A 13014-nucleotide genomic window follows, 5' to 3' on the forward strand; every position below is an offset into this window, starting at 1 on the left:
TCATAGTTTGCTTAAGGTGAACATTATTAAAGGTATCGACATAATTAAATAAAATCGCATTTTATATGAATGCGTGAATTAAAGTTATTTTTAAATATGAAAAAGAGTATCGTTAGTTTTTCTTTTTGTCTTTTGTTTACAGATGCATTAAAAATGACTTGTATAAAAGGAGAGGTTTTAGAATGATTTCTGAAAAGCAACCACTATTATTTTATGCTCATTTATCTAAATCTAAAGATGATAAAAATAAAAGACAAGAATTAAATACACATTTAACTGAAGTTGCTGAGATGTCTCAGAAGAATGCTTCAAAAATCGGAATGAGAAACATAGGATATTGTTTAGGATTGTTACATGATTTAGGAAAATATTCTGAATTATATCAAGACTATTTATTGGGAGAAAGAGGCGATATTAGCAGAGGAGATATAGATCATTCTACTGCAGGCGCTCAATATTTCAATGAGTTTATTAAAGCGTCAATGCAGGACGATAATAAATTAAAAAACTTTTTGTCTGAACAAATTGAACTTTGTTGTGTTTCTCATCATTCTGGACTGATTGATATGATTGATATACGTGGAAAGAACAATTTTGATAAAAGATTGAACAAAAAATATTATTATAAAGAAACTGTCTCGATAGAAGATATAAAGAAAAACATAGAAAAAGACGTTGTGGATAAAATAAATAATATTGCCAATAACGACTTATTATATGAAATTGAACAAATCAAAAGCAAAATAGACAAAAATTCTAAAAATGAGATATATAGAACATTTTCATACGGAATGCTTGCAAGGTTTTTGTTGAGTTGTCTTATAGATGCAGATCATACAAACAGTGCAGATTTTGAGCGCGGAAAGAAAATTAAAAATAAGCTTGTAGATTGGAATATAATTTCAGAAAAATTAGAAAAAGCAATAGACGAACTTAATGATAAAAATAAATCTTCTGAAAATATAAAAGAAATAAGAAAGCAGATTTCTGATGATTGTGCTATTGCCGGACAAACATATCAAAAAGGATGTTATAAACTTGAAGTGCCTACAGGTGGCGGAAAAACACTTGCAAGTTTTAGGTTTGCTGTTGAGATGGCAAAGAAGTGCAATGCTGGTATTGATAGAATAATTTATTGCATTCCTTTTACTACAATAATTGAGCAAAATGCTAATACAATAAGGAAAATAGTTGAAGCAGATAAATCCGATAAAGGGAATATAGTATTAGAACATCATTCTAATATATCTCAAACATCATATGATAAGGGAAAAGAAGAAGAATTTAATCCAACAGAACTTTATATGCAAAGTTGGGATATTCCTATTATATTTACGACAAATGTACAGATTTTAGAGGTTCTGTTTGGACGTAGAACTAGTGACACAAGGAAACTTCATCAATTGGCAAATTCAATAATTATTTTTGATGAGGTACAGTCGCTTCCAATAAAGTGCGTTCATTTATTTAACAATGCGATAAATTATTTAGTTGATTTTTGTAATACTACTGTTGTTTTATGTACTGCAACACAACCTTTATTAGACAATGTAGATCCAGAAAGAGGTTGTTTAAAACTTTCTGAAAAACCAGATATTATTCAGAATAGAAATTGTGTGTTTGATAGTTTGAAGCGAGTAGAAGTTAAACCTGAAATAAAAGATGTTGATTATACAAGTGAAGAAATAGCTTCAAAAGCCGCAGAGTTTGTTAATGATAACGAGAATTGTCTGGTGATTTGTAATACAACAAAATCTGCAAAAGAGATTTTTGAAATTATAAAAGGCAGAGTGGATTATGAAGTTTATCATCTTAGCGCAAGAATGATGCCAATTCATAGAAAAATTGTTTTAAGAGCAATAAAAAGAAAATTAAATAAGAGAAAAAAAATTGCAGTTGTCTCTACGCAGGTTATAGAGGCTGGCATTGACATTGATTTTAATTGTGGCATTCGAGCATTGGCAGGATTGGATTCTATAATTCAAGCGGCTGGAAGAATCAATAGAAATGGAACTTTAAAAACTAATGATGGGAATAATAAAAAGGGCAAACTGTATGTTTACAATTTTAATGAAAATTTAGGTATTTTAGATGATATTAAGAGAGGAAAAGATACTGCTGAAATTATTTTAAGGAGGCATCCTAATGCAGATTTGTTAGACAATAAAATAATCAAAGATTATTATGATGATTTCTTTTATCAAAAAAAACAGCGAAAAGATATGCAATTTTTAATTTGTAATGAAAATACTGAATTGGATTTATTGTCAGAAAACTGTAAGTATAATGGTAAATATAATCTTACGCTGAATCAATCTTTTAAAGAAGCTTCAAATAATTTTAAAGTTATAGATAATATTGCAAGCCCTGTCTGCATTGAGATAAAAAGAGTTCGTAAAATTATTGATAAAATAAATAGTTCTTTTGATTCTAAAGAAAGATATAAACTTATAAAGAAACTTCACAAATATAGAGTTAATATCTATCCAAGTCAATTTAAAAATTCAACCGCGATAAAACCAATAAGTAATGATTTAGATATTTATAGCATAAGCGATTGTTATTATGATAAAAACTTTGGCATTACAGAGGAAGCAGCATTAGATAAAGGAGGTGCATGTGTTTAATATTCCCAAAAACGCAATAGAGTTTAAAGTGTATGGAAAATATGCATTATTTACTGATCCAATTACAAAATTAGGCGGAGAAAAATGTTCATATCAAATTCCTACTTATGAGGCAATTAAAGGGATTACAGAGTCAATTTATTGGAAACCGACATTTATTTGGATTATAGATAAAGTTCGTGTTATGAAGTCTATAGAAATGGAAGCCAAAGGTGTAAGAACTTTAAAGTATCATGGCGTCGTCGGATTATATTACTATACTTATCTACGAGATGTTGAATATCAAGTGCAGGCACATTTTGAATGGAATGTTAATGAGTCTAATCTCATACAAGACAGAATAGATGGGAAACATTTTGCAATAGCAAACCGTTCGCTCGAAAATGGCGGCAGGAGAGATATTTTTATTGGAACTCGCGAGTGTCAAGGATATGTTGAACCTTGTAAATTTGGAGAAGGTGATAGTGATTATGATAACAATAATTTATTGTCTTTTGGCTCTATGTTTTATAATTTTGGTTATCCAAATGAAACAGGGAAAAAGGAATTAATAACGAGAATATGGTTAGATGCCAATATGAAAAAAGGGACAGTTGATTTTAACGATAAAAAGAATAATATAAAAGAAAGAATAGTGAAACCAATGCAACAAGAAAACCAATATGTTTTAGATAAGAATATTTTGAAAGTTAATACAGAATATGAAAATATATTTGGAAATATGGAGGTAAAATAATGAGTTGGTTTCAACGATTATATGAGACTTATGGAAATTGTGTTGCCGCACAAGGAGAGTTTGAAATCGCTCCTGTCGCACATACCAATAAAGTTTGTAATATTGAGATAACATTAAATGAAAAAGCTGAGTTCATAAAAGCTGAGTTCATAAAAGCTGAGTTCATAGAAGCTATAACCCCAATCCCTACAACAGATGATAATAATTGCCTGTGGCCACTTGCAGTTGATATAAAAACTTATCAAAAAGAAAAAGATAAGCAAGGAAAAGAATTAAAAGTTACATACAAAAAACTGTTGAAAGAATGGTCTGATACCGCTGATATAAAAATACAAATAGTAAATAAATATATTCAAAAAAATACATTGATACAGGATTTAGAAAAAAAAGGAATTTTATGGCTCAGCGAAGATGGTAAATTTATTGAAAAACCTAAAAAAGATATAACTGATAAGTACAAAATTTTCCAATATGTTAAAAAACAAAAAGATGCCTTTATTAGGTGGATTGTTGATACGGGTGAAGGACTTAATCGTAATACTTGGGAAGATGAGGCAATTATAGAATCTTGGATAAATTTTAGGAAGCAAAAAGAAAATAAAAAATATAAATCTGAAATTGAAAAAACTTACAGAAAAATAGATAAAGAAAATAATATTGTGTCAAGATTAACAGATGATAAAATTTGTTACATTTCAGGAGAAATTACTGATTGTATTACAACAAATCATCCGTTCGCAAATGGCACATCTAAACTTATAGCAGTTGGAGATGATCTAGTATTCAAAGGAATATTTGAAGAATATTATGAAGCATTATCTGTAAGTTTTGACGTGTCTCAAAAAGCGCATAATACACTAAAATGGCTTATTTCAAAAGAAAGGGAACAAGCATATCGTAATTATCCTCAAATAATTGTTGCTTTCACTATAAATGGTAAAAATGGGAATGTAGGGCTGATTTTCGGGGAAGATTTTGTTAAAAGTGCAAAAGGTTATAGGATAGATTTTGAAAAATTTGAAGAAGACGAAAAAATCGTAAAGACCAGCTTGCAGAGCAGGAAGCACAAAATAGATTTTGAAAAATTTGAAGAAGACGAAAAAATTGTGCTTTTAGAGATGAATGCTGCAAGTCCAGGCAGAGCCTGTATAACTTATTATAAAGAACTTTTAGGTTCTCAATATTTAAAAAACATAAAAAATTGGCATAAAAAATATTGTTGGCAGTTTTTAAAAAGAAAAAATAAAAATAGTCAAAAGAAAGAATATCAATATTTTTGTGGAACACCATCAATAAATACGATAGCTAATTCATATTTTTATAAAAAAGATAAGTATTCGGCTGAAAAAAGCGAACAGAATATAAAAAGAAAGCTGATAAGAGACTTAATGCCAAGTGTTTTAGAAAATAAAAATATTCCAGAGTATATAGAAAAACATTTTATTGAAAAGGCTTCAAATCCTGTTGTCTTAAATAATATTCAATGGAAAACAATCTTAAGCATTGCTTGTTCAATATATAAAGGCAATCATTTATATTATGATGAAAATAAAAAAGAGGAGGATTGTTTAATGAGTGTTGACGAAAACTGCAAAGACAGGAACTATCTTTATGGAAGGTTATTGGCTGTGATTGATGATGCTGAAAAAAGTGCGTTGTTAAAACAAAATAAAGAAAATAGTAACGCAAAAGAGACAATAAGATCAACTAATGCTCAAAGACTGATGCGTCAGTTTTCTATAAAACCATTTGAAACTTGGAAATTTTTATATGAAAAATTTAATGATGCTTATAAAAAAAGGCTAAGTGGGGATTGGATAGATAAAAGAATAGCAGATATTAAAGATAAATTTACTTCAATAGAAGAATTTGAAAATAATTTAAAATTAACAGGTTTATATTTGTTAGGTTATTTTCATCAATTAAAAACGATAGAAAATGAAAGAGGAGCTGCGATACAAAATAAAAATAAAAAAGAAAAGGAGTTTTCAAATGACACTGCTAAGTAAAAAAATTGATTTTGTAGTTATATTTAAAGTAAAAAGTGCTAATCCTAATGGAGATCCTCTTAATGAAAATATGCCGAGAACATTGGCAGATGGGATTGGTGAAGTAACAGATGTATGCATTAAAAGAAAAATTAGAAATAGACTATTAGATATGAATAAAGATATTTTTGTTCAATCTGATGATTATAAAAAGGATAAATATAGTTCTTTACAAGAAAGAGCAAACAAAGAAATAGGTGAAATAAGTAAAACTTCTGATTTTTCTACAAAAGCTTGCGAAAAATGGATGGATGTTCGTGCTTTCGGACAAGTTTTTGCTTATGAAAAAGGAAGTTCTATTGGGATCAGGGGTCCAGTGACAATTCGAACTGCTTTTAGCAAAGAACCGATAATTGTTATAAGCGACCAAATAACAAAAAGTGTTAATGGTAAAAGCAATAAAAAAGGCAATGATTCAGATGATGAAGGAATGGCATCTGATAGGATGGGAATGAAACATTGGATAAGAGAAGCGATATATGTTTTTTATGGAGCTATGAATCCTCAATTGGCTGAGAAGACTGCTTTTACTGATGAAGATGCTAAAGACATAAAAGATGTATTACCAAAATTGTTTGAAAAAGATGCTTCTTCGGCGCGACCAGAAGGAAGTATGGAAATATTAAAAGTTATTTGGTTTGAACATAATTCACCGGCTGGACAATACTCTTCTGCAAAAGTTCACGGTTCAATTAAAATTGACAATAGTGGCAATATAGAAAATGAAAAAGATTTAGAAAATGGAACTGTGGAATCAATAAAAGGTTTAAAGGCAGAAATAATTCAAGGTTGGTAAAATAATGTATTGTGAAGACGATTTGCTTCATATAAGAGGAGTACAGCAATTATCTTATTGTAAGCGAAGATGTGCCTTGCTTTTTATTGAACAGCAATGGTCAGATAATTTCTTTACGGCAAAAGGAATTGTTATGCACGATAAAGCTCATGTAGAAAAAATTGAGCATAAAAAAGGCGTAGTTATTGAACGTGATATTTATCTTAAGTCTTATGAGCTTGGATTGATAGGGAAAAGCGATGTTGTGGAGTTTCACAGATCCGGGAATAAATTAATTCCATTTCCTGTTGAATATAAAAGCGGTAAGGCAAAATCTGACAATGTAGATAAAGTTCAGCTTTGTGCGCAGGCTTTGTGTCTTGAAGAAATGATGAATGTTACAATAGAAAGTGGCGCTATATTTTATGGGAAAACTCGCAATCGGCTAAATGTTGAATTTAATAAGTCTTTAAGAGAAGAAACTTTTGCTCTTGCTCAGGAATTTCACAGCTTAGTTGATAGCAGAGAAACTCCAAAACCGGAGTATTCGAAGAAATGTTACAATTGTTCGTTTGAAGAATTATGTCTGCCGGAAATATTTGACAAACAAAAATCTGTAAAAAAATACTTAAAAAAAATTGTAAACAATGAAAAAACTATTTAGCACGCTTTATGTTTCAACTCAAGGGGCATATATATCAAAAGAGCGTGAAAATATTGTAGTTAGTTTACAAAGCAAAGAATTATTTAGAGCGCCAGTTCATCTGATTAATTCAGTTGTTTGTTTTGGAAATATTATGTGTTCGCCTTTTCTTTTGGGGTTATGTGCTGAGAATAATGCTTCTGTAAGTTACTTTACAGAATATGGGAGGTTTATTGCGAAAGTGCAGTCTCCGGTTTCAGGAAATGTACTTTTAAGAAAACAGCAGTATAAATATTCAGATGATGGAAAATTTTGCCTTGAAACAGCCCAATCAGTATTGCTTGGAAAGTTGAGTAACTCAAGAACTGTAATAAATAGAGCTTTAAGAGATCACGAGGATAAAATATCTGATTCTGATAAACTAAAACAAGTGTCTGATGGTTTACGCAGGGCAATTGCTAATGTTTTCAATGCTGAAAATGTAGATGTATTGCGGGGTATGGAAGGCGATGCTGCAGTTGCTTATTTTAGTGTCTTTAATAAACTAATATTGAATCATAAAGAAGAGTTTTTTATGCCCGGGAGAAACAGACGACCTCCTAAGGACAGAGTTAATTGTCTTCTTTCGTTTGTGTATACTTTATTAGTGCATGATGTTTCGTCAGCTTTAGAAGGAGTTGGATTAGATCCTCAAGTTGGATTTTTGCATAAAGACAGACCCGGCAGACCAAGTTTATCTTTAGACATAATGGAGGAGTTTAGATCTGTAATAGCCGACAGATTAGTTCTTACTTTAATAAATCTATCTCAAGTTAATGCCAATGGTTTTTCAGAATCTCCAAGCGGCGGTGTGATAATGGATGATGAAAATAGAAAGATTGTTATAGATGCATATAGAAAGAGGAAAGAAGAAGAAATATTTCATCCTTTTTTCAAAGAGAATATACATATAGGGCTTTTGTATCATGCACAGGCTTTACTTTTTGCCAGATATATAAGAGGCGATATTGATGCATATCCGCCATTTATTTGGAAATAGGATTATATTATGTTGGTTTTGATAAGTTATGATATAAGTACTATTGATGCAGGAGGACAAAAGCGGTTAAGGAGGGTTTCTAAAGAATGCTTGGATTATGGACAGAGAGTTCAGTATTCGGTATTTGAATGTGAAGTTGACCCTACTCAATGGATTTTTTTAAAGGATAAATTATTGAATACTGTAAACTTAAAAAAAGACAGTATAAGGTTTTATATGCTTGGTTCAGATTGGAAAAGAAAAATAGAACATTATGGTTGTAAAAAACCTGTTGATTTACATGGAACGTTGATAATATAAGAGTTATAAAGGAGTATAACGGTGCGAATGGTATGTAATTGATTGTTGTTTATTGGCATCGCACATTGAAAAATGAATAGAAATTAAGAATATGTCAATGGTTTTGTAATAAAAATGGGTGATTCGCATAAATTGTGAAAAATGTGTTGAATTTTTAATTATTTTTTGTTTTGCTGTCGCGCCCCGTGTGGGCGCGTGAATTGAAATGTATGTTGTGAGCGTTCCGCCGTTCACTGCATGTGTCGCGCCCCGTGTGGGCGCGTGAATTGAAATTTTTTGGGATCGGCCTGATTGCGGTACAGTGGTTGTCGCGCCCCGTGTGGGCGCGTGAATTGAAATTTACTGAAGCCCAAAACTTCGAGCAGAAAATGCAGGTCGCGCCCCGTGTGGGCGCGTGAATTGAAATCGAAATAGGTTATCGTACAAATAATGAGCAAATTGTCGCGCCCCGTGTGGGCGCGTGAATTGAAATGAAGTATGCTAGTCTTGGTAGTTCAATGTTCGGAGTCGCGCCCCGTGTGGGCGCGTGAATTGAAATCATCATAGTGCTTGTGAGTGTTTGCTTTGTTTTTGTCGCGCCCCGTGTGGGCGCGTGAATTGAAATAGTATTTTATATCTATTCCGCCCTGTGCTTACGGTGTCGCGCCCCGTGTGGGCGCGTGAATTGAAATTTTAGCTTCGCAGGACTATGATTTTGACGACGACGTCGCGCCCCGTGTGGGCGCGTGAATTGAAATCACTTATCAGGGCAATATATAACAGTTGCGGCATGTCGCGCCCCGTGTGGGCGCGTGAATTGAAATCAGCTGAACGAAAGATATACACTAAGGTTCAACGTCGCGCCCCGTGTGGGCGCGTGAATTGAAATTTGAGAATGTTGACTAAATTTCGTGGGTTATCTGGTCGCGCCCCGTGTGGGCGCGTGAATTGAAATGGAAGCCATAATAGGTAGAGTTGTGGGTGCGGTAGTCGCGCCCCGTGTGGGCGCGTGAATTGAAATCTCAAAAGACTGCTTGAGAGCGGAAACGTTTCTGGTCGCGCCCCGTGTGGGCGCGTGAATTGAAATTAATACATTCGTATCCTACTCCGTTGGCTAAAGTCGCGCCCCGTGTGGGCGCGTGAATTGAAATCTCCTGCTAAACCTCCCAACATCCCGCCTCCTCCGGTCGCGCCCCGTGTGGGCGCGTGAATTGAAATGGAACGCAAACGCACGCAAGAAAAGAACTTGACGGTCGCGCCCCGTGTGGGCGCGTGAATTGAAATACAACAGACTTGAGGATATTTACCCAACAATGTTTGTCGCGCCCCGTGTGGGCGCGTGAATTGAAATATGTTATGGTCTGCGATTTTGGCTTTAAATGCTTGTCGCGCCCCGTGTGGGCGCGTGAATTGAAATCAGTTCTCTACAGGCAACATGTGATTTGCCTCATGTCGCGCCCCGTGTGGGCGCGTGAATTGAAATCTGTTGCATAACTGCACCACAATACCTGCGTAATGTCGCGCCCCGTGTGGGCGCGTGAATTGAAATGTTTCTGTAGATGTGTTTCGCTTTTTCAAATGTGTCGCGCCCCGTGTGGGCGCGTGAATTGAAATCTTTCAGAATAATCAGGGATATTTACTATCAAAAAGTCGCGCCCCGTGTGGGCGCGTGAATTGAAATAAAATGTTATAATAAGACAAGGCACAGACACTTCGTCGCGCCCCGTGTGGGCGCGTGAATTGAAATCGTCTGTTTGAGGCAATATGCCCAGTTCTTTCTCGTCGCGCCCCGTGTGGGCGCGTGAATTGAAATATTAGTTTCTAAATCTTTCTGCAGTGCTTCAAATGTCGCGCCCCGTGTGGGCGCGTGAATTGAAATCGATTGGAAAGATACAGCTCTGGACTTTATAGGGTCGCGCCCCGTGTGGGCGCGTGAATTGAAATGTCCCATTTCTCCTGCCCGCCCTCGTAGCCTTTGTCGCGCCCCGTGTGGGCGCGTGAATTGAAATCTGCAAAGCTGTAAACACAGAAGCCAAATGGGCAGTCGCGCCCCGTGTGGGCGCGTGAATTGAAATTTCATATCCTTCTTTTGGTGCAATAAAGAATTGCGTCGCGCCCCGTGTGGGCGCGTGAATTGAAATCATCTCTAGTGCAAACAGTGCGTTTTCGTTTACCGTCGCGCCCCGTGTGGGCGCGTGAATTGAAATTACAGCTTTCTGATACAAAGCATTTATAGACTGCGTCGCGCCCCGTGTGGGCGCGTGAATTGAAATCCTAAACAACACTTCGTTTCTTTTCATTCTCTTTGTCGCGCCCCGTGTGGGCGCGTGAATTGAAATCCTCTTCAGCTGTATTTTCAAAATCAAACAATTGGTCGCGCCCCGTGTGGGCGCGTGAATTGAAATTATTTGCCTGCTTTCAGCGTAAGTAATAGAAGGAGTCGCGCCCCGTGTGGGCGCGTGAATTGAAATCAATACAGATACATCCGTACCTTTCTCAAATCTCGTCGCGCCCCGTGTGGGCGCGTGAATTGAAATTTACATAATCTGCGTAAGCTAACAGCCTGTAATGTCGCGCCCCGTGTGGGCGCGTGAATTGAAATTTGACAAATAAATAATAATATGCTTATGTGGTGTAGTCGCGCCCCGTGTGGGCGCGTGAATTGAAATTAAATATTCCGCATACATTTCGTAATAATCGTTAGTCGCGCCCCGTGTGGGCGCGTGAATTGAAATCAATAGTATCTCCATCCTCGCTCAATCCCATCTTGTCGCGCCCCGTGTGGGCGCGTGAATTGAAATCTGTGCTCTGAACATTTTGCCATCTTCTCTCTCTTGTCGCGCCCCGTGTGGGCGCGTGAATTGAAATAGCTATAAAATTATATAACCGCTGAACTCTTCCAGTCGCGCCCCGTGTGGGCGCGTGAATTGAAATAACAGTGTTTGTATGATTTCTCAAAATCTTAAAGTCGCGCCCCGTGTGGGCGCGTGAATTGAAATAATCCATTGGTCTCTATCCAGTATAGGTTTATTAGTCGCGCCCCGTGTGGGCGCGTGAATTGAAATCGCACGTAGCTTCGGCAAATGCGATTTTAGGTGTTGTCGCGCCCCGTGTGGGCGCGTGAATTGAAATTTTAAAGGCATTAAACTTGTCAAATTTTGACATAGTCGCGCCCCGTGTGGGCGCGTGAATTGAAATGCGAGTGCTTTTCCAACCGTGCGAGAAAAGATTAGTCGCGCCCCGTGTGGGCGCGTGAATTGAAATCTGCTGAATCTGAAGCAACGTATCTAAATAATAAGTCGCGCCCCGTGTGGGCGCGTGAATTGAAATTCGTGGCAGCCCCATTTCCTCATTTACTTCTGCGGTCGCGCCCCGTGTGGGCGCGTGAATTGAAATGCGCCCCGTGTGGGCGCGTGAATTGAAATTTTCGTCGCGCCCCGTGTGGGCGCGTGAATTGAAATCTCTATCAAGTGGTGCATATAACGCATACATTTGGTCGCGCCCCGTGTGGGCGCGTGAATTGAAATTGCTCTTTCTCTTGCAGTTCAGCTTGTTTTATTATGTCGCGCCCCGTGTGGGCGCGTGAATTGAAATTTTAATGAGTTTATGTTTTAGTAAAAGTAGAAGCGTCGCGCCCCGTGTGGGCGCGTGAATTGAAATTATAATATGAGTGTTCGCGGCGTTCCACATCAACAGTCGCGCCCCGTGTGGGCGCGTGAATTGAAATAGAATGCAGTTTAATGTATTGTGTGTCCGTTCCTGTCGCGCCCCGTGTGGGCGCGTGAATTGAAATAGGTACGGGAGGCAAAAATGACGCGGGAAGAGTAGTCGCGCCCCGTGTGGGCGCGTGAATTGAAATTGCTTTAAACCTTAATTTCAGCACTGATAAAAGGAGTCGCGCCCCGTGTGGGCGCGTGAATTGAAATCGTTATCTCCATATACAGGTATTCAAATATTAAGTCGCGCCCCGTGTGGGCGCGTGAATTGAAATAATCTTGAAAAGCCCTGTAAGATTAGATATGTAAAGTCGCGCCCCGTGTGGGCGCGTGAATTGAAATTTGACAAAATTGCCGACTTTTCTGATAAATTTCGCGTCGCGCCCCGTGTGGGCGCGTGAATTGAAATAGGATTTTGTTTCCATTGGTGAAGACCTTTCAGAAGTCGCGCCCCGTGTGGGCGCGTGAATTGAAATAGCCAATCGGCTGTGAAATTATTGTACCGCAAGAGTCGCGCCCCGTGTGGGCGCGTGAATTGAAATCTGTAGAATCGGACGCAATAGCTTTCCACTGGACAGTCGCGCCCCGTGTGGGCGCGTGAATTGAAATGGATGTTATAACATACTTAACTATCAGAGAAAAGGTCGCGCCCCGTGTGGGCGCGTGAATTGAAATTCCTATATGGAAGTTATATCCTAAAGTGTTGCTGTGTCGCGCCCCGTGTGGGCGCGTGAATTGAAATAACGACAACAGAAAAGACAAGTTGACTTTTTTTGTCGCGCCCCGTGTGGGCGCGTGAATTGAAATCGCAAAAGTGATATTAACTGTTCCTCTTCCGCCAGTCGCGCCCCGTGTGGGCGCGTGAATTGAAATCTCTTGAATTTATTGTAAATTTAATCAGACGTAATGTCGCGCCCCGTGTGGGCGCGTGAATTGAAATCAAATGCTTCAGGATTTCAACCCTTCGAATCCCTGTCGCGCCCCGTGTGGGCGCGTGAATTGAAATCCAGATCGCTTGATAGCCAAATGGCACATTATTAGTCGCGCCCCGTGTGGGCGCGTGAATTGAAATTATTATGCCTCGTACCGCATATCAGCAAGGTATCGTCGCGCCCCGTGTGGGCGCGTGAATTGAAATGATTAGGCACAAA

The 13014-nt window shown here is 37.4% G+C and carries 7 protein-coding genes and 1 CRISPR repeat array (1 of these 8 cut by a window edge); all 7 genes read left to right on the plus strand.

Annotated elements, in window-relative coordinates:
* Nucleotides 1-182 precede the first annotated feature (182 nt).
* Genes RSTT_RS01585 through cas2 form a run of 7 tightly spaced genes read left to right on the plus strand, consistent with a single transcriptional unit; the run spans nucleotide 183 to nucleotide 8168 of the window.
* The gene (locus RSTT_RS01585) at nucleotides 183-2627 is read left to right on the plus strand and encodes a CRISPR-associated helicase/endonuclease Cas3 (RefSeq protein WP_096525434.1); all 2445 of its coding nucleotides are present in this window, start codon (nucleotides 183-185) and stop codon (nucleotides 2625-2627) included.
* Nucleotides 2620-3363, plus strand: a complete 744-nt coding sequence (gene cas5c, locus RSTT_RS01590) for a type I-C CRISPR-associated protein Cas5c (protein ID WP_197702021.1) — start codon at nucleotides 2620-2622, stop codon at nucleotides 3361-3363. The genes RSTT_RS01585 and cas5c overlap by 8 nt, the downstream gene beginning before the upstream one ends.
* Nucleotides 3363-5372, plus strand: coding sequence for a type I-C CRISPR-associated protein Cas8c/Csd1 (locus RSTT_RS01595; RefSeq protein ID WP_096525435.1), 2010 nt, complete (start codon nucleotides 3363-3365; stop codon nucleotides 5370-5372). The genes cas5c and RSTT_RS01595 overlap by 1 nt, the downstream gene beginning before the upstream one ends.
* Nucleotides 5356-6207: a type I-C CRISPR-associated protein Cas7/Csd2 gene (gene cas7c / locus RSTT_RS01600; RefSeq protein WP_096525436.1), complete on the plus strand. Its 852-nt coding sequence runs from the start codon at nucleotides 5356-5358 to the stop codon at nucleotides 6205-6207. The genes RSTT_RS01595 and cas7c overlap by 17 nt, the downstream gene beginning before the upstream one ends.
* A 4-nt stretch (nucleotides 6208-6211) precedes the next feature.
* Nucleotides 6212-6850 carry a CRISPR-associated protein Cas4 gene (gene cas4, locus RSTT_RS01605; protein WP_096525437.1) on the plus strand — a complete coding sequence of 213 codons (639 nt, stop codon included), beginning with the start codon at nucleotides 6212-6214 and terminating at the stop codon, nucleotides 6848-6850.
* Nucleotides 6834-7868 carry a type I-C CRISPR-associated endonuclease Cas1c gene (gene cas1c / locus RSTT_RS01610; RefSeq protein WP_096525438.1) on the plus strand — a complete coding sequence of 345 codons (1035 nt, stop codon included), beginning with the start codon at nucleotides 6834-6836 and terminating at the stop codon, nucleotides 7866-7868. Before cas4 ends, cas1c begins: the two co-directional genes overlap by 17 nt.
* Before the next feature lie 9 nt (nucleotides 7869-7877).
* A complete protein-coding gene (gene cas2, locus RSTT_RS01615; RefSeq protein WP_096525439.1) occupies nucleotides 7878-8168 on the plus strand; it encodes a CRISPR-associated endonuclease Cas2 in 291 nt (96 codons plus the stop codon).
* A gap of 175 nt (nucleotides 8169-8343) precedes the next feature.
* A CRISPR array of direct repeats spans nucleotides 8344-13014; the repeat unit is 32 nt; unit sequence GTCGCGCCCCGTGTGGGCGCGTGAATTGAAAT; it runs 3814 nt beyond the window's last position.

This window comes from Candidatus Endomicrobiellum trichonymphae, assembly GCF_002355835.1.
Classification (GTDB): Bacteria; Elusimicrobiota; Endomicrobiia; order Endomicrobiales; family Endomicrobiaceae; genus Endomicrobiellum; species Endomicrobiellum trichonymphae.